The sequence below is a fragment of the Ferrimonas sp. genome, assembly GCF_048263965.1.
In the GTDB taxonomy this organism is placed as follows: domain Bacteria; phylum Pseudomonadota; class Gammaproteobacteria; order Enterobacterales; family Shewanellaceae; genus Ferrimonas.
Genome location: NZ_JBLXDO010000004.1, coordinates 70,082 through 88,362, shown reverse-complemented (window position 1 = coordinate 88,362; position 18,281 = coordinate 70,082). Strand labels below are relative to the sequence as shown.

Below are 18,281 nucleotides of genomic sequence, written 5' to 3'. Positions count from 1 at the left end.
GCTCGGCGTTGTATCAAAAAGAGAGGCGCCAGCGCAAAGCGTTGACACCTCTCTCCATAGAGTATCTTAGAGGTGCACTTGTTTCATCTTAGCGGCTCGAGCGTCATAGTCCTCGGTATGGCATCCCTGACAGGCGTCTAAGGGGCGCAACCAGGGCTGACTGTACTGGCCATCCTCGGAGTAGTGGTGACCATCCTCGGAAGGCGCGGAGATGTCGACCTTGAACAGGTGTGACTGACTCGGCATATGACAGCTGGTGCAATCGGTGCTGCCGTGCACCATGGCAGCCATGCCATTGCCACCCTCGGCGTTGGCGAACTCCATCTGGTGACAGTCGGTGCACGCCTTCTTCAAGGCCCCTTCGTGTCCGGGCTTATCCCTGAAGTGAGTGGACATGTGGCTTTCATGGCAGGTGTTGCAGTGCATGTTGCGCTTCTTGCCCTGAGCCACGCCGGTATCCGGATCGTACCCCATCATGGTGTCGGCCGCGACACGACCACCGCGTCCACCTCGGCCGCCCGCCCCTTTGGCAACCAGGCCGCCGACCGCATCAACACCGCCAAAGGTTTCGGTGTAGTGGGTCAGGTATTCGGGGTAGGACTTATCGCCGCCATGGGTGTGGCACTCCACACAGGCCACAGCCTGGCCGAAGGCCTGATCCTCCGCTGTCATCTGTGCCACGGTACGAGGCTCGGCCAGGCGGGTAATGTTGCTGCTGGATGGGGCCTTGATATGGTCGCTGCCCGCGCCATGGCAGGACTCACACTGGACGCCGGGCTGCTCAAAGGTGCCCAGGATCCCCTCCATGTCATCCTGGTGGTGGGGGTTGCGATCATCACCCTCTTGGGAGGTGAAATCCTTCCAGCCTGTGGTATGACAGCGCCCGCAGTAGAATGGGGCCCGCTCTGGGCCGAGGTTATCTCCCCAGGACCACATCTCATAGACATAACCATCTTCGTCGAGCTTGCCGATCACCTTGTCGCCGGTGTAACGGTAGCCATCCAGGTCCAGCCACATCACCTGTTTTTTATAGCCGCCGATGACGTAGGAGACATCCTCATAGCTTTCCGGAGCACCGCCTGGGTTGACCACACCTTCGAGCATCTCCAGAGCACCAATGATGTTGGTGTAGGGGTACTCGGGCATCTGACCGTCGACCACCTTGTTGAGTTTGAAGGGGTGGCCGGATGTCAGGAAACTCTCCTTGTCGCTGTGACAGCTGAGACAGGCCTGGCTGCCCACATAGCTCAGCTGAACTACCGGTTCGGCTTGGATGGAGAGGGTGAGGGTGGAGGTGGCTTCACCGCCGTTGCCATCGGTAACCAGGTAGGTGAACTTGGCTTCTCCGGCCATTTTGGGTTCAAACACTACCTTGTTGTCCTCGATGGAAACGTTGCCGCTTCCCTCGGTCATATCAACTCGGGTCAGGGTCAGGGGGTCACCATCGGCGTCGGTATCGTTGGCCAGCACGTCTATGGTGACCGGCGTGCCAACGGTGGCTTCGGCGGTGTCCGGGTTGGCGACTGGAGCTGTGTTCGCAGGCGGCGGAGGCGGAGGAGGTGGGGGAGTTACGGACTCCCCGTTGTTGTCATCGCTGCCGCAGGCGGTCAGCATGCTGAGCAGTATGGCGGCTGTCAGCGCTTTCATGGGCGCATGGAGCGCAGTGGGGTTCATCATCATCATTTCCCTGTAGTAGGTGACACGGTGGAACCTGTGTGGGCAGGGACCAACAGGAACCGGGCTGTGCAGAGGGAAAAGTAATGGCGAACGCACTGAGGAAACAGGTCGGAAAAGTCTCGAAAATTGCCGTTAATGTACCTTGTGACGGGAATGTGATCACCGCCGTCTCCTGATATGGATCCGGATCTCAAAAATGATTCCTGCAAGGTCGGCTGCGGTTCGCAGAAGTGACTTGGCGCTAGAACTCATTGTCCCGTTTAAAGGCCGCCGGGGTCTGCCCGGTCAAACGCTTGAAGTACTTATTCAGGTAGCTGGTGTCCTCGAAGCTGAGATCTGACGCGGTCTCCTGAGTCGACAACCCGTCCATCACCAGCTTGCGCTTTATCTCCAGTATGGTGCGGAAGTCGATAAGTTGTTTGGCGGTCTGGCCACAGCAGCTTTTGCACAGCTGATTGAGGCTCTTGTAACTGGTGTGCATCAGGCCGGCGTACTGGCTGGCCTCCCTGAGCTGGCCGAAATGCTGCTCCACCAGGTTGAGAAACTGGCCGAAGCGCTCCTTCTGCTGTTCGCTCAGGTGGGCAAGGTGGCTCTGTCGCTGACGAGCCAATTTAACCAGCAGGGCGACAAACAGCAGCTGGACCACCAGATCGTCCTTTCCCCGTTCTTGCTGCGCCTTGCCAACTTCGTCCAACAATACCCGACAGCTTTGGTCCAACGGAGGAGATAACTGCAGAACTGGCGAGGAGGCCCGGTTCAGATGAAAGGAAACAAAGTAGGAGGTGCGGATATTGGCGGCACTATTGGCGAAAAAGGCTGGGGTCACATTGATCATCTTGCCCTGGGGCTGATCTGAAGAGTCGAAGGCGTGCACCTGGTTTGGATTGATAAAGATAAAACTGCCTGAGCGGTAGGGGTAGCGCTGAAAGTCAATCAGGTGTTCGCCTTCTCCCTGTGTGATGTACAGGAAGCAGTAGTATTTCACCCTGTGGGGCTGATAGGGGTCGAAATGGTAGCGCTTCAGCCTTGCTCGAAACAGCTCGAGGTCGAGTATCTCGATGCCGGACTCCTCTATGGAGGGGGCCCGATAGCTGACGTCGGGAATGGGATCGCTGTTGTCCACGGGATCTCCTGTTAAAGCCTGCTTGTAATGATGACACCTCCGATGGGAGGTGTCAGCAAGCCTGAGAAAGCCGGCGACCACGGTCGCCGGCCTTTGGCTTTAGTTGTGGATGGTGCCGATGCGGGCAGCGCGCTCGTCGTAGTCCTCCTGGTGACAGCCGGAGCAGCTGTCGTAAGCACGCAGCCAGGGTTTCACGTAGTCACCGTTGGCCGAGAAGTGTCTTGGGTCATCCTTGGCCCCCTCGAGATCGATCTTGAACATGTGCGAGTCCGAGCCCCCGGGCATGTGGCAATCGAGGCAGGTGGCGGTGAACTCGTGGGCCGCTGAGGCGATGTCACTGCCGGGAGCGTTGTTGAACTCCTGGGTATGACAGTCGGTACACTGGCGCACCATGGCGTTTTCGTGGCCGGGTTTATCCATATTGACTTTGGATTGATGCGGGTTGTGACAGGTTGAGCAGGTGAAGCCCTTCTTCTTGCCCATGGCCTCGCCGGTGTCCGGATCGGTGCCCAGCAGTTCCGTCGCCGCCTGGCGACCACCCCGGCCATCACGACGGCCTTCGGGACCAAAGCCGGTCATCACTTTCAGCCGCGCTTCCAGGCTGTCGCCGCCAAACTCCTGGTTATGAGGCGACACGTAGTCTGGATAGCGCCTTACCGCATCATCGGTGCTATGACACTCGGCGCAGGCGATAGGCTTGCCAAAGCCCATATCCTCTGCCAGGAAGTCGTTGGTGGAGCGGGCCTCGGCAACCTTGACGATGTTGTCTTTGGAGGGCTTTTGAATGTGGGCCAGGCCGGCGCCGTGACAGGCTTCGCACTGAATGCCGGTGAGGGCGAAGGTGCCGCCCATGCCAGGCATGTCATCCTGGCGGTTGAGGTTGCGGTCGTCTCGGCTGCCCTCGGTGTAGTCCCTCCAGCCTGTTGTGTGGCAGCGGCCGCAGTAATCGAAGGGGGCAGAGTCGGGTGCATCGTCTGCGTGCCAGGGCCACATGTAGGGCACCTGCTCTCCCTTAGGCGCCACGCCTGCGCCCGCCTTGTCTCCGGTCATGATGTAGCCGTTCTGGTCGATGAACATGGCGCTGCGCATGTAGCCACCGATCACGTAGCTGATGTCCTCCCAGCCATTGGGGTTGCCCAGGGAGTTGTTCACGTCCAGCTGTTCCACCGAACCGGAGATGGAGGTGAAGGGGTAGAGGGGCTCTTCACCGTTCACCTTGGTCAGCTTAAAGTTGTGGCCCGTCTCCAGGTAGCTCTTCTTGTCGATATGGCAGGAGAGGCAGGCCTCTGAGCCCACATAGCTCAGTGCCTGGGCAGCGACGGAGATGGTGACCGTGGAACTGGCGTGGCCGCCGTTGCCGTCAGAGATGCTGTAGTTGAGGATGGTGGTCCCCACCTCCAGGGGTTCGAAGCGGATGCGGTTGCCATCTATGGTGGCGACACCCCGGCCGTCGAACAGGGTAACGGTTTCCAGGGTGAGAGGATCGCCGTCGGCATCGGTGTCGTTGGCCAGTGCATCGATCATGCTGGGGCTGCCCATGGTGGCGCTGGCGTCCACTGGGTTGGCAACAGGAGCCGTGTTTCCGGGGGGAGTCAGGTCCCCGCCATCGTTATTGTCGTTATCGCCGCCACAGGCGCTCAGCAGGCTGAGCAGCACGGCTGCGGTCAGTGTTTTGAGGGGCGCATTGAGCGCATAGAGTTTCATCATCATTTCCCTTTGGTAGGTGACACAGTCTGGTGCCAAGGCTGAGTTGATGCCTGGGCAAAAAGGTTTGTGCACCTGTGAAAGTAATGCTGAAACCGGGGACAAAACAGGTAACAAAAAGCCACAAACAGGCCGATTGTGTACCTGAGTTTGAGAGTGTGATCCTGACAGCCCGGGAGCTGTGATCAGGCTCAAAATCAGCCTGGTCCCGGATCAGCTCCGTGACGGGGACCGAGGCATAAGATGGAGTAGCCACGTGGGAGACTTCTTGTTGGCTAGAGGGGGGGACCGCTCATTCAGGCTGCTGAAAGCGCCCTTGTCTCAGGAAGAGATCCGTCTGTCTGGCGACCTCGGAGGAGAACAGCATCGAGGTGTGGCTGTGGGGCAGAATGATGTGGTCGTGAAACCCCTCCAGCCGGGTTTCCTCAACCAGTACCGTACCGTCAGTGTCCGACTCTTCATCGGGCAGGAGCAGTCGGCCCACGCCGATGCCGGCGTTGCCTGCCAGGCTGCCCAGTTCTGCAGAGCCTTGATAGTGGTCGTTGGGGTTGGTCAGAAGTCCATGCTGATGGGCATTGCCCATGACGCCCTCCAGGTTCCACTGGGCCAGGCGGCGGGCGATGGCGGCGCCCTTGTGGGGAGAGCCCAGGGTGACGATGCGCGAGCCTTCGGGGAGCTCCATCTGTTCGGCATAACGTCGCGCCAACACCCCGCCGAGGCTGTGTCCCACCAGAAACTGAGGTTCTCCCGGGCGTGACAGGGCGGAGAGGCGCTCAAACAACAGCCCGGCATCAATGGCCAGGCTGTTGTAACTGAACCCCTCTATCTGCCAGCCCAGGTTGCTTAGCTGGGCGGCAAGGGGCCGCATGATGGTGTGGTGCATATACAGTCCATGTAGCATCACCAACTGCATAATTCTCTGATCCTTAAAAGAGGCCGGGGCCTCAGCATACCCTATTTGTTCTGGGAGCGGATCATGCTCAGGGTTTCACCCTTGGGCTTGTTGCCGTAGAAGTTGTTGTAGTTCAACAGGTCGATGGCATCGTTGCCGGTGACGGGGCATTGACGCTCCTTCTTCATGTCGGCGCTGTTCTTGATGCGCTTACCCTGTGCATCGTAACAGTGGGTGGCGGAGTTTGCATTCGCGTATGCCGGGCCGGGATAGCCGCCGCCGCCGCCGCCGCCAGTGGCCATGGCTGCGCCGCTGAAAACCAGAGTTACCAATAACAGTGACTTCATAGTGCTTCTCCATTTGCTACCTCATTCTTCAGGGTAGACCGGATCGCTCCTGTATGTATTTCAACCTTTAGCTCAAATCCTCAATCGATAAAAGCGAATACGGGAATGTCTTTTGTTCGTTTTATTAAATCAAGAGTGGAATCCACAATTGATTTTGTCGATTAACGGAGGGGTTATGTGGCAAGGCCTCTATGAGTGGATTGAGTGGCGCTGTGGCGCCCAGGAGCAGAATCATGAGCAAACGACTGACAGCACAGAACGGTGCCCCCATCGCCGATGACCAAAACAGCCTGAGTCTAGGAGCACGAGGACCGGTGGCACTTCAGGATTGGCACCTGATTGAAAAGTTAGCCCATTTCAACCGAGAGCGGATCCCTGAGCGGGTGGTTCATGCCAAGGGAAGCGGTGCCTACGGCATCTTTACCCTGACCCGGGATATGTCTGAATTCACCCTGGCGGATCACTTCAATGGGGTGGGAAAACAGACCGAGGTGATGGTGCGCTTCTCCACCGTGGGGGGAGAGTCGGGCAGTGCCGATGCGGAGCGCGATCCCCGGGGATTTGCGGTGCGTTTCTACACCGAAAATGGTAATCACGACATAGTTGGTAACAATACTCCGGTGTTTTTCCTGCGAGACGGCATCAAGTTTCCCGATTTCATCCATACCCAGAAACGCAATCCGGTGACCAACCTGAAGGACCCGGAAGCGATGTGGGACTTCTGGTCATTGAATCCCGAAGCGCTGCATCAGGTCACCATCCTGATGTCGGACCGGGGGATTCCTGCCAGCTACCGACACATGAATGGTTATGGCTCTCACACCTTCTCACTGTGGAATGATCAAGGTGAACGTTTCTGGGTGAAGTTCCACTTCAAGACTCGCCAGGGGATCAGGAACCTCAGCAATACCCAGGCGGATAAGTTGAAGGGGATCGACCCGGATCATGCCCAGCGTGATCTCTATGGTGCCATCGCCGACGGTGACTTCCCCAGTTGGACCCTGTATATGCAGGTGATGCCCGAGCTGGACGCGGAGCAGTATCCGATCAACCCCTTCGATCTGACCAAGGTGTGGCCTCACAAGGACTATCCGCTGATTGAGGTGGGCATTCTGGAGCTGAGCCGCAACCCGCAGAACTACTTCAATGAGGTGGAGCAGGCTGCCTTTGCTCCCTCTAACCTGGTGCCTGGTGTGGGCGCCTCCCCGGACAAGATGCTGCAGGCCCGGCTGTTTGCCTACGCCGATGCCCAGCGCTATCGGGTTGGGGCCAACTACAACCAGTTGCCGGTGAACTGCCCCCACGCGTCCCAGGTTAACCATTACCAGAGAGCCGGGGCCATGGCGGGAACAGGTTGTCCCTACCAGGGTGACGCCAGTGAGAGTGGGGTGAGCTATGGGCCCAACACTCAGGGAGGCCCGGAGCAGCAGCCGCAGTTTGCCGAGCCGCCAATGAAGATCAGTGGTGATTTGGATCGCTATGATCGCTTTGCCGAAGAGAACTTTGTCCAGGCTGGCGATCTCTACCGGCTGATGAGTGACGCCCAGAGACAGGCGCTGGCGGATACCATTGCCGCCACCCTGAGTCAGGCCAGTGGGCCGGTGCAGCAACGGATGCTGGCTCAGTTCAGCCAGGCTGATGAGGAGTATGGTCATCGGGTGGCCCGGGCCATTGAAGCGGTCAATGCCTGACCGAACCCGGTTTACCCTTGTGGAAACTGTGATCGCCGTCTCTTGTTGAGGCGGCGTGGCCATTGATAGTCTGATGGCTCGGCCTGACGCCGAGCCATTTTATTATCAGGTAGAGATGATGCTGTACTCCATCGTTTTTATCGCTCGATTTTGCCAGCCTCAATGGCAAGGTGGAGCGTAAACTAGTTCGCTGACCATGCCATTGGGGCTAATTGAACCGACAGTTGTCGGGATTCAATTGGCAAGGTGGTGTGTCTCTTCCTGCTCCCCCTCCTGTTCAATTTCCCGACCACTGTCTACCGTTTTTACTGACAACACCGGGATAACTTAACTTTGAACACCAAACTCGTAGGCGCCACCCTTATCGTGGCCGGCACCAGTATCGGCGCCGGCATGTTGGCATTGCCCATCGCCGTGGCCAATATCGGCTTCTGGCCTGCCATTGCGCTGATGCTGCTGATCTGGGGCCTCTCCGGCTATACCGCCCTGTTGCTGACCGAAGCCAACCTGGCCACCGGTCGTGGCCTCAATTTCCACCGGATGATGGGACAGAGTCTGGGGCGGGGCGGTCAACTGCTTTGCTCCGCCAGTTTCCTGGCTCTGCTCTATGCCCTTACTGCCGCCTACCTCACCGGTGGCGCTTCGCTGGTGGCGCTCAAGGCCAAAAGCCTGTTGGCCCTGGAGTTGGGTGGCAGCAGTGCTACCCTGATCTTCGCCTGTACCCTGGGGCTGGTGGCGGCCTTTGGCGTGCGATACGTGGATCTGCTGACCCGGGGGCTGTTCAGCCTGAAGATGGTGGCTCTGGCGATTCTGGTGGTGCTGCTGTTGCCCCAGGTCGAGATGCATAACCTGGCCCCGGCGCTTTCCGATCAGGGGCAGGGCAGTCTGCTGATGGCGGCACTGCCGTTGATCTTCACCTCTTTCGGCTTCCATGTCTGTATTCCCCCCCTGGTGGATTATCTCGAGGGTGACGTTCGCTCACTGCGCAAGGTGTTCCTGATGGGCAGTGCCCTACCGCTGCTGTGCTATACCCTGTGGCTGCTGGCGGTATTCGGTCCTCTGGGGCAGGAGCAGCTGGCGAGCCTGGCTCAGGGTGACAGCCTGGCCAACCTGGTGAATGCCATCGCCACCCTCACCGGCTCCAGCAGCATCGCCACCCTGGTGACCCTGTTCGCCGATCTGGCTCTGGTCACCTCCTTCATCGGGGTCACCCTGAGCCTGTTCGAGTACCTGGCGGAGCTGCGTCAGGGCCACGGTGGCCGGGTCGGCACCTGGCTGATCACCTTTGTGCCCCCCCTGGTGCTGGCGCTGGCTCTGCCGGAGGGCTTTATCGCCGTGCTGGGGTTTGCGGCGGTGCCGCTGGCGGTGCTGATCGTCTTCCTGCCGGTGGCGGCGGTGCTGAAGCTGCGCGCCAGTGTTGACGCTCCCTATCGGGTAGCGGGCGGCACACCGGCACTGGTGTTGGCGACGCTATTTGGGGCGCTCATCGTTCTGGCTCAGCTGATGTGACTGCTGACTAGGCAACTGGCTGGGTTATGAACCTGATTTCCGGCCAAATTGCTTCATGATGTTACAGCGAGGTTATTCCGCACAATCGCTTGTGATAGAGTGTTCCGGAACTATTCTGGTGGCAGGTGACCCTGCCACCACCCACCCTAAAGGATGATCCGTCCGTGTATTAAGAGACGGAATCTGAGAAGGAAACAGCAATGAGAGCTTGGTTAACCGCGGCAGTGGTAGCACTGCCGCTGACGGCGCTTGCCGACGAGGGCATGTGGCAGCCCCATCAAATCCCCTCCCTGGAGGACAAACTGACGAAGATGGGCCTGGAGATCGACGCCAAGTCCATGGCGGATCTGGGTGCCTTCCCCATGAACGCCATCATCAACTTCGGTGGCTGTACCGCCTCTTTCGTCTCTCCCGATGGCCTGGTTGTGACCAACCACCACTGTGGTTATGGCGCCATCCAGTACCACTCCACTCCGGAAGACAACATCCTGGAGAACGGCTTCCTGGCCAAGACCCGCTCTGAAGAGAAAGAGCCGGTTCCCGGTTACAAGATCTGGGCCACCGAGTCCATGGTCGACGTCACCGACAAGGTGCTGTCCGGCACCAAGTCTGCCAAGAACGGTGAGGAGTACTACAACACCATCGAAAACAACACCAAGGCCCTGGTGGCCGAGTGTGAAGTGAGCGATGACTACCGTTGTGACGTATACAACTTCCACCGCGGCGCCCAGTACTTCCTGGTCAAGGAACTGGAGATCCGCGACGTGCGTCTGGTGTACACCCCCTCCATGTCCGTGGGCAAGTACGGTGGCGACATCGACAACTGGATGTGGCCCCGTCACACCGGCGACTACTCCTTCTTCCGCGCCTATGTGGGTAAAGACGGTCGTCCCGCTGACTACAGCGAAGAGAACGTGCCCTTCCAGCCTGAGCGTTTCCTCAAGGTCTCCGCCAAGGGTGTTGAGAATGGTGACTTCGTGATGGTGGCGGGCTACCCAGGCCGCACCAACCGTTACCGCACCGCCGAAGAGGTTCAGACCTACTTCGAAGCGATCTACCCCAAGTCCAAGGTGGCTCGTGAAGAGATCATCGACCTGATCAAGGCGACCTCTGCCGAAGGCAGCGACGCCCGCATCAAGTACGAGAGCACCCTGGCCAGCCTGGCCAACTACGCCAAGAACTTCCAGTCCATGATCGAGGGCTATGCCAAGACCGGCATCCTGGCCAAGAAGATGGGCGAAGAGAAGGCGCTGCTGGACTGGATCAACAGCGACAGCAAACGTGCCAAGCAGTACGGCGATGTGATCAACCAGTTGAACGCGCTGATCGAAGAGGATCACGCCCACCTGGATCGCGATATCATCCTGGGTTACCTGCGCTACAACCAGATGACCAGCATCGCTGCCCGTCTGTACCGCCTGTCCCAGGAGAAGCAGAAGCCTGATCTGGAGCGCGAGCCTGGTTATCAGGAGCGTGACTGGGACGGCATCATGGCCGCCATGCAGCGTGTTGACCGTCGTTACGACGTAGAGGTGGACAAGGCGATCCTGGCCCTGCAACTGGGTAAGTACGCTCAGCTGCCCGCTTCCGAGCACTTGGAAGATCTGGACCGCGTATTCGGCCTGACCGGCAAGTTCGATGCCGGCGCGCTGAAGAGCAAGCTGGACTCCATGTACGCCACCACCGACCTGGGCAAGGCGGAGACCCGCCTGGCGTGGCTGGACAAGACTCCTGAAGAGTTCCAGGCCAGCAACGACCCCTTCATCCGTTATGCCGTCGCCACCTACGACGCCAAGATGAAGCGTGAGAAGGAAGCCAAGGATCTGTCTGGTCGCCTGCTGCAGGTTCGCCCTGACTACATGAACGCCATCATCGCCTACAACGAGAGCCTGGGTCTGCCGGTCTACGCCGACGCCAACTCCAGCCTGCGTCTGACCTTCGGTACCGTGGTGCCTTACTCTCCGCAGGATGGCCTGGTTGCCGTACCTTTCACCTCTCTGGAAGGTCTGGCTGCCAAGGCAACCGGTGAAGCGCCTTTCCACGCCTCAGAGAAGCAACTGCAGCTGATCAAGGACAAGGTCTACGGCCCCTACAAGCAGGAGTCCCTGGGCAGCGTTCCGGTGAACTTCCTGACCAACCTGGATTCCACCGGTGGTAACTCTGGCTCCCCAACCATGAACGGTCGTGGCGAGCTGGTGGGTCTGCTGTTTGACGGCGTGTATGAGTCCATCACCGCCGACTGGAGCTACAACAACGACCTGAGCCGCTCCATTCACGTGGACAGCCGCTATATGCTGTGGGTGATGAAGTACCTGGACGGTGCCGACAACCTGCTGGAAGAGATGGAAGTGGTTGAGTAAACCTGCACCTCTTTGAAAAACGCCCCGCATTGCGGGGCGTTTTTGTTGGTGGATTAGGAAGAGAAACGCGAAAGAGTGGATTACATCTTGCCAAGGCATATGGGAATTTCATAAGCTAAGTGTCTGACGCGGCTATCGTATAATGGCCATTACCCGAGCTTCCCAAGCTCGTGATGAGGGTTCGATTCCCTCTAGCCGCTCCAAGATTCCCTTTAAAAAACCGGCTCAATGAGCCGGTTTTTTAGTTTCTGCATTTTGCTTTTCATTCAGGATCTTCTGCAGAGCCGGACTGAAGCGGCTGACCGGGCCCGTAGGGCCGTTCTCTACCAGCATCACCGCCAGGTCCAGCTCTCTGGCCAGAGAGAGGGCTTTGGCCGGAGTCAGCACCATCATCGCCGTGGCGTAACCGTCGGCGACGGCGCAGCTGGGGTGGAGCACGGTGACCGAAAGTGGGCCGGTGGTGGCCGGGAAGCCGGTGCGTGGATCGATGATGTGTCCCAGAGTTTGGCCCTGCGCCTGAATCACATTGACGTAGTTGCCTGAGGTGGCCATGGCCATGTCGTGCAGTGGCACTAGCTGCTGATACTCCAGACTCAGCTTTTCGGGGCGGGTGACCGCCACCTGCCAGGGTCGCCCAAGGGGGGAGTGGCCCCGGCTGCGTAGCTCACCGCCCACTTCCACTAGGAAGTGGCGGATGCCCATCTGTTCCATGGCTTCGGCGATGAGATCCACCCCATAGCCTTTGGCCACGGCAGAGGGGTTGAGCTCCAGCCCAGGAATGATTTTAGTGAACATACCCTCTCTGAGCAGAAATCCCTCCATTCCCGTCCTGCTGCGCACCAGTTCCAGCTGACCCAGACTCTTATGGCTCAGATCTCTGGGGCGGACGCCAAAGCCCCAGAACTCGATGACGGGTCCCAGGGTGATGTCCAGGGCGCCATCCGTCTGCCGGTAAATGTGTTTGGCCAGGCTCAGCACCCGGATCGTCTCTTTTGACACCCGGATGGGGTCTCCAACCGGTGCGCGATTAAGGGTGACAACTTCAGAGTTCTGGCGAAACACCGACAGGCTTTTGTTGATTCTCTCCAATTGGCGTTCGACCTGGTGCTGCACCTGGGCCGGGCTTTGCTCCGGAGTTTGCTGTTGCCAACGAATGCTGTAGCTGGTGCCCATGGTGTTGCCATGCAACTGACGTAAGGGGCTGCTGGCCGAAGCACTCAAGCTGAGCAGCATCAGCGCCAGCCAAAGGGGAGTGAGTAGAGAGTGACAAGATGGGGTCATACTGGCCTCCAGAAAAAAGCCGGCCGCGAGGGCCGGCAACAAGGGGCGGAATCCTTCCCCTTAGAGGTTGGCAGCTTCCTTACCTGCGATGCGGCCAAACACGGTCACATCGGTAATGGCATTACCGCCCAGGCGGTTGGTGCCATGGGTCAGTCCGGTGACTTCCCCGGCAGCAAACAGGCCGGGGATTACTTTGCCATTGTCGCCGATGACCCGGGTGTGGGTGTCGGTGACCAGGCCACCCATGGTGTGGTGCACTGAGGGTTTGGCCACCAGCATGTAGAAGGGGGGCTTGAGCAGGGTCTTCAGGCCGCCGCGATGGTTGAACTGCTGATCCTTGCCAGCCTTGGCAAACTGGTTGACCTGAGTCACCTGGGCCATCAGTGCCTGCTTGTCGATGCCGAATTTATCGGCCAGCTCTTCGATGCTGTCGGCCTTGTACATAAAGCCCTTGCGGTGGAGCTCGTCGAACTCCTCCTTGTGCACATCCACGGTGTGGGCGTACTTCTCGATCTCCTGGCCCCAGAGCACATAGGCTTGCTGGTTGGTCTGCGCCAGGATGGCGCGGCTGATGACGTCACGACGCTCCAGCTCCTCCACAAAGCGGTTGCCCTCTTTGTTCACCAGGATGGCGCCGAAGAAGCGCGAGTCGGCAATCAGGGAGATCACTCCGGTGTCCACATGGCAGATGGGGTAGGTCTGGATGTAGTTCATGTTGGCGGTCTTGGCCTTGAGCTTCTCCGCCATCACAATGCCGTCGCCGGTGATGCCGCGGGCGTTGGTGGTGCCGTAACGGTTGTCCAGCTCAGGGACAAACTTGGTGCGCATCGCCACATTGGCGCCGAAGCCACCGGTGGCCAGGATCACGCCCTTGGCGGCGTTGTAGACCATCTTCTTACCATTGTGCTCCGCTTCCACGCCGATGACCCGTCCGCTCTGATCCTTGATTAGGGCGGTGGCTGTGGTGCGGGTGTGGATGGGGATCTGCAGTTCATCGGCCTTGGCCATGAACTTGCTGATCCATTCGGCGCCGGTGTGGTTCTTGGGGATCAGGGCACGCTTGACGCTGTGGCCGCCAAACTGGAACAGCTGGTCTTTGTAGAAGTCGACTTTGATGTAGTCGCGCAGCCATTCGGCCGCAGGCAGGGATTGTTCCGCCAGGATGCGAACCATCTCGGGGTCGCCTTTGTAGTCGCCCCCTTTCAGGGTGTCCTTGATGTAGAGCTCGATGTTGTCTTCAATGCCCATCTTCTTCTGAACCCAGTTGCCGGGCACGTTCATCTGGCCGCCGGTGATCAGCGAGTTGCCGCCAACGGTGGGCATCTTTTCGATGATCACCACCTTGGCACCGGCATTTTTGGCGGTGATGGCGGCGCTGAACCCGGCACCACCGGAACCAACCACCACCACGTCGAAGTTCTGCTCTGCGTCCAGGGCTTTCTCTTTCTTGCCTGCCTTGGCGGCCCCGGCGATCAGGGTAACGCCGGCGGCATCCAGGGAGTTGTTGACCGCCTCTTTGAAGGCGCCGGAAGTGATGGTGGCGCCGCTGATGCCATCCACCTCAGTGCTGTTGGCCTGGAGCATGGCGTCTTTCATCTCGGTGAACACTGCGCCGGCCAGCACCTTGTTTTCGTTCTGCTTCAGGATCTGGATATCCACCAGCTGACCGCCTTTGGTTTCGGTCTGGACCTGAATTTCACCATGTTTGCCAAAGGCCTTGCCCTGGCTGGTGACGCCGGGTTGTTCGGTCTGGGCACTGCAGCCCGCCATCAGCGCCAGGATGGCGCCGCAGATAAGGGATTTCTTAATCATTCAGGAGTCCTCTCGATCAGAAGCTGAAGCCGAAGGCCAGGCCGTACTCGATGCCATCGTTGGGGGTGGCCCCCCAGCTGTCGAACTGGGTCAGATGCAGTTTGGTGTAGATGCCGTCGCCCAGGCTGGTCTTCAGGGTAGTGATGATCTGATGGCCATAGCTGTCGTAGCCCAAGGCGCTCTGGTGCTCGTCGTCACGACCGAACTGCCCCTCGTAGTTGACGCTGAGGGAGTGCTTGAGCCCAAGGAACTGAAGCGGATAGCGGGCATTGATCACTGCGGCTCCCCCGGTCATGCCATCGAAGCTGGCATTGGTGGGGCTGAAGGAGGCGGCAGAGTAGTTGACGCCGAGTCCGGCGTTGATAAACAGCTGGCCATATTTACGGTTGGTGGTGAAGCCCAGATAGAGGTTGTCCTCCATCACGGTGCGGTTTGAGGCGAGGAAGTTCTGCAGCCACCAGTTGTAGGCGGAATCGCCAATCTGTTTATCGACGATGGCCAGGGACTTGACCGTCAGTTTGCCATCGGCACCGTGCTGGGCATCTTTGACTTCGCCGGGGTTTTCCAGCTTCACGTAAGCAAACAAAGTGCCCCAGTCGGCCTTGTTGAAATGGCTCAGTTTGAGGAATGGCTGGTCATAGGCGCCGCGGTTATCATCCTTGGTGTCGGATGTGTAAGCCTTATAGCCGATATCCAGAGAGGTGGCGGAGAGGGCCGGAGTGGCGGCCAGGGCGACTGCTGCCGCCAGGAGTTTGAGTTTCATAATGTGTGTCCCCTTATAATTGACGGGGACAGAATAACTATTGCATCAGGGATTAATGTGAGTTGGTTCGCGCTGATTTTTAAGTGAAATATAACTCTGTGGGTTTAGGAAGTAATTGAAAAAGGTTTATAAATTTCACGTGGATGCTGTGGGCTAATTAACACTATTGGGCAGGTTCTTTAGGTATTTCCCCCAGGCAAAAGTCTCAACGTCAAATAAGTGTCAAAACTCGTGATAACTTCAACATTGTTTTCACGAACAAAAAATGGCGGCTGGAGGAGCCGCCATTTTTATTGGTCAAGTTCGTATCTGCAGCCTGGCGCAGAACTGCCCCTGTACTCTCGAGGTATCGAAGTGCCACCCCAGCTGTTTGGCCAGCCTCTTGACCAGCATCAGCCCCAGACCAAATCCGCTGTGATTGTCTTGGCTGGTGGGGTTGGTGATCTCTATCAGCTCTCCCTGCTGACGAATGACGATGCCCTGGGCACCGTGCTCCATGGCGTTGCGGACCAGGTTGTTGAGCATGATGGCCAGGGGCTCTTTCAGAAGCTGCAACTGGGTGTCATCACTGATTATCTCAATGGGTGCCTGATAGCCCTGAACCTGACGCTGGCTGGCGACCACCTTGTGCAGCAGTTGCTCAAGATCAACCCGCTCCTGATCCAGGGGACTGCACTCCTTATTGGTGAGCCAAAGCAGGGTTTCGGTGATCGATTTCATCTGTGCTGTGGCCTGGCTGGCGTGCAGGGTAGGGCCGCTGAGCTGTCCCTGCTGGAGATTGAGTATCTCAAAGGAGGATTGGCAGATGGCGATGGGGGTGCGCAATTCGTGACTGGCAAACCGGAGAAAGCTGAGCTCCCTTTGCTGTGCCTCCTGTAGTTTTTTCAGAGAGTTATCCAGGGCGTCCACGATGGACTGCAACTCGGCGTAGCACTGCTTGGGAAAGCGGAAGGGTTTCATGTTCTGCCAGTCGTGTTGTTTGATGGCGCGACTGATCTGGTGCACCGGGGTGATCACCTGGTTCTGCATGTAGAACGCCAGGCTGGCGACCACAAAGAAGGTCATGGTGATCAGCAGCAGTATGGCTGTCATGTTCTTGGGGGCGAACACCAAGTCGTGGGTGGCGTCGTACCTGAGCCAGATGAAGTAGCTCTGGCCATCGTCGCTCTGGTAGTTCATCAGGGCGTCGATATAGGCCCCGTCATCGTGATGATGGAGTACCCCCTGCTGTGGTGTTGGCTGCCTGTTGTCGTTGAGCTGCTTCGCCAGTTCCGGAACCGCTGACCAACTCCGGTAGACCCTGAGGTTTTCTGTTTCATAGGGCTGGTCAGTCAGCTCAAACCACTTCTTTGCAGCCTGTCCTGCGTTGGTCATGGTGATCTCATGCATGGAGAACATGCCGGTGCACATCATGCAAAGGGGAATGATGCTGTTGATGGCCAGGGTCAGGATAAGAAACCCGATGCCATAGAGCTGGTAGGTGCGTTTGAGGCTGAGTTTACGCGCCATCGTTGGTGCTCCTCAGGCTGAGCCCGACACCTCTGACGGTGTGGAGCAGCTTTGTCTCGAAGGGTTTATCTACCACCCGGCGCAGAAGGTGGAGGTGACTGCGCAGGCTGTCGCTGTCAGGGGGACTGTCTGGCCACAGGGTGCGTTCTATCTCTTCACGTTCGACGATCTCCGGGCTGCGCCTGGCCAATAGGGAGAGGATCTGCCATCCGGTTTTGGAGAGATTCAGAAGTTGGCCCTGACGATGGGCGCTGTGGCCCGCAAAGTCGATCTCCAGATCGCCCAGTTTGAGCGTCTTGGGGGCCGGGCGTCTTTGGGAGATCACCTTCAGCCTGGCCACCAGCTCCTCCATGGCGAAGGGTTTGACCAGGTAGTCATCCGCACCGGCATCGAAGCCGTCGAGCCTGTCGTTGAGACTGCCCCGGGCGGTAAGCATGATCACTGGTGTATTGATGCACTGCTTTTGCCAGCGTCGACAGGCAGTTACGCCATCGCCATCTGGCAGGTTCAGATCCAGAATGATGGCATCGAAATGGTGTTGGGACAGACGCTGTTCGGCTCGCTCAAGAGTGTCTGCATAATCACACTCGATCTCCCGAAGCTCCAGATAGTGGAGGATGTTCTTCGCTAATAGATGATTGTCTTCGACCAGGAGTACCAACATATTTCAGAACAACTCAAATTGGTGGGCGATATGAATCAGGTTGGCCCTATTGGCCGCCCCAAGTTTATTTCTCAATGACTCCATATGATATTCCACTCCTCGAGCAGTAATGTGGAGCCGCTCGGCAATTTCGTGATTATGAAATCCCAGTGCCGCCATTTTCAGCACTTCGATGGCTGTTGGGTTAAATAACCGACTTTGTCGATAGGGGTTAAACAGTGGCCGGTGGCTGTCCAGCAGCAGAGCCTGTCCCTGCCTGAGGGTTTGCTCCAACTCCTCCTCCTCAGTCGAGCCCTCCGGCTGAGCACTGAGCAGGATAAAGCGACCGCTCCAGGCGCTCAAACCAAAGCTTGGCAGAGGCCAGCTCAGTACCGAGGTGACGCCATGATTGAGGAAGAGTCGGGCTGCTTGAGGGGCAACAGAGTGATCCAGGCAGTAGCGATGGGGGGAGGAGAGATCCAGACTCTGTTCGAAGTTTGGATCCTGACGTGCAACCCGAGCCAGGTAGAGACGTTGCAGGCTCTGAACCTGACTGGAGGACGCCAAAGTCGCCACCGGGCGGCGTAGGGCTGCTGGCGTAAACAGTTGGCTACGGCAGGGGGCGCCATAAGTTTGCCGGGCATGGTGAGGGATCCCCTGATACCAGAAACCGGAGAAGCCCAGGGGCAGAATCATGGCTCTGAGGTGCTGGCGAAGCTGGTCCAGGCTGGGTGGCATCGGGTGCTCCTGCCGATGGGCAGGAGGGTGGACGGCGTGCATTTTCTTCCCCCTTTCACTGTGATTGATCACAGACTCTACGACTTGAGGTGCCGCTGGAAAAGCGGTGAGAACCGGAAGCGATAGCACCTCGGCAAAAGCGAAAATTCGGGGGAGAAAGTCAGGTTTTTTGACGAGATTTTGATGTTGGCTGCGCTACTATGGTGAGGTCCTTGAACCTCGCGCAAGGGCA

14 protein-coding genes and 1 tRNA gene are annotated in these 18,281 nt (G+C 58.2%); 4 read left to right on the top strand and 11 right to left on the bottom strand.

What is annotated here, in order from left to right; translation table 11 throughout:
- Positions 1-66: 66 nt before the first annotated feature.
- The 5 genes from ACN0RV_RS05865 to ACN0RV_RS05845 form a co-directional block, all read right to left on the bottom strand.
- Positions 67-1,677 carry an Ig-like domain-containing protein gene (locus ACN0RV_RS05865; RefSeq protein WP_417346421.1) on the bottom strand — a complete coding sequence of 537 codons (1,611 nt, stop codon included), beginning with the start codon at positions 1,675-1,677 and terminating at the stop codon, positions 67-69.
- Positions 1,678-1,918: 241 nt separating this feature from the next.
- The gene (locus ACN0RV_RS05860; protein ID WP_417346419.1) at positions 1,919-2,800 is read right to left on the bottom strand and encodes an AraC family transcriptional regulator; all 882 of its coding nucleotides are present in this window, start codon (positions 2,798-2,800) and stop codon (positions 1,919-1,921) included.
- Between the two features lie 99 nt (positions 2,801-2,899).
- Positions 2,900-4,504, bottom strand: coding sequence for an Ig-like domain-containing protein (locus ACN0RV_RS05855; RefSeq protein WP_417346418.1), 1,605 nt, complete (start codon positions 4,502-4,504; stop codon positions 2,900-2,902).
- 292 nt (positions 4,505-4,796) lie between these two features.
- Positions 4,797-5,417, bottom strand: a complete 621-nt coding sequence (locus ACN0RV_RS05850) for an esterase/lipase family protein (RefSeq protein WP_417346416.1) — start codon at positions 5,415-5,417, stop codon at positions 4,797-4,799.
- Positions 5,418-5,458: 41 nt separating this feature from the next.
- On the bottom strand, positions 5,459-5,743 hold the full coding sequence (locus ACN0RV_RS05845) for a hypothetical protein (protein ID WP_286341451.1): 285 nt from the start codon (positions 5,741-5,743) through the stop codon (positions 5,459-5,461).
- 233 nt (positions 5,744-5,976) lie between these two features.
- Between ACN0RV_RS05845 and ACN0RV_RS05840 the strand changes: the two genes are divergently transcribed.
- The 4 genes from ACN0RV_RS05840 to ACN0RV_RS05825 all read left to right on the top strand — a co-directional run bounded on the left by ACN0RV_RS05840 (position 5,977) and on the right by ACN0RV_RS05825 (position 11,506).
- Positions 5,977-7,434, top strand: a complete 1,458-nt coding sequence (locus ACN0RV_RS05840; protein ID WP_417346414.1) for a catalase — start codon at positions 5,977-5,979, stop codon at positions 7,432-7,434.
- A gap of 333 nt (positions 7,435-7,767) precedes the next feature.
- Positions 7,768-8,943 (top strand): amino acid permease, encoded by a 1,176-nt coding sequence (locus tag ACN0RV_RS05835; protein ID WP_417346412.1) that lies wholly within the window; start codon positions 7,768-7,770, stop codon positions 8,941-8,943.
- Positions 8,944-9,143: 200 nt separating this feature from the next.
- Positions 9,144-11,303 (top strand): S46 family peptidase, encoded by a 2,160-nt coding sequence (locus tag ACN0RV_RS05830; protein ID WP_417346410.1) that lies wholly within the window; start codon positions 9,144-9,146, stop codon positions 11,301-11,303.
- Between the two features lie 128 nt (positions 11,304-11,431).
- Positions 11,432-11,506, top strand: a tRNA-Gly gene (locus ACN0RV_RS05825).
- 22 nt (positions 11,507-11,528) lie between these two features.
- On the opposite strand, the gene ACN0RV_RS05820 is transcribed toward ACN0RV_RS05825, so the two are convergent.
- The 6 genes from ACN0RV_RS05820 to ACN0RV_RS05795 all read right to left on the bottom strand — a co-directional run bounded on the left by ACN0RV_RS05820 (position 11,529) and on the right by ACN0RV_RS05795 (position 18,049).
- The gene (locus ACN0RV_RS05820; RefSeq protein WP_417346408.1) at positions 11,529-12,584 is read right to left on the bottom strand and encodes an FAD:protein FMN transferase; all 1,056 of its coding nucleotides are present in this window, start codon (positions 12,582-12,584) and stop codon (positions 11,529-11,531) included.
- A gap of 60 nt (positions 12,585-12,644) precedes the next feature.
- The gene (locus ACN0RV_RS05815) at positions 12,645-14,396 is read right to left on the bottom strand and encodes a flavocytochrome c (RefSeq protein ID WP_417346407.1); all 1,752 of its coding nucleotides are present in this window, start codon (positions 14,394-14,396) and stop codon (positions 12,645-12,647) included.
- Between the two features lie 16 nt (positions 14,397-14,412).
- Positions 14,413-15,159 (bottom strand): outer membrane protein OmpK, encoded by a 747-nt coding sequence (locus ACN0RV_RS05810; protein WP_417346405.1) that lies wholly within the window; start codon positions 15,157-15,159, stop codon positions 14,413-14,415.
- Between the two features lie 297 nt (positions 15,160-15,456).
- Complete coding sequence (locus tag ACN0RV_RS05805; RefSeq protein ID WP_417346404.1) at positions 15,457-16,668, bottom strand: sensor histidine kinase; 1,212 nt, start codon at positions 16,666-16,668, stop codon at positions 15,457-15,459.
- Positions 16,658-17,332: a response regulator transcription factor gene (locus ACN0RV_RS05800; RefSeq protein ID WP_417346402.1), complete on the bottom strand. Its 675-nt coding sequence runs from the start codon at positions 17,330-17,332 to the stop codon at positions 16,658-16,660. Before ACN0RV_RS05800 ends, ACN0RV_RS05805 begins: the two co-directional genes overlap by 11 nt.
- A gap of 3 nt (positions 17,333-17,335) precedes the next feature.
- A complete protein-coding gene (locus tag ACN0RV_RS05795; protein ID WP_417346400.1) occupies positions 17,336-18,049 on the bottom strand; it encodes a helix-turn-helix transcriptional regulator in 714 nt (237 codons plus the stop codon).
- Between the last annotated feature and the right edge of the window lie 232 nt (positions 18,050-18,281).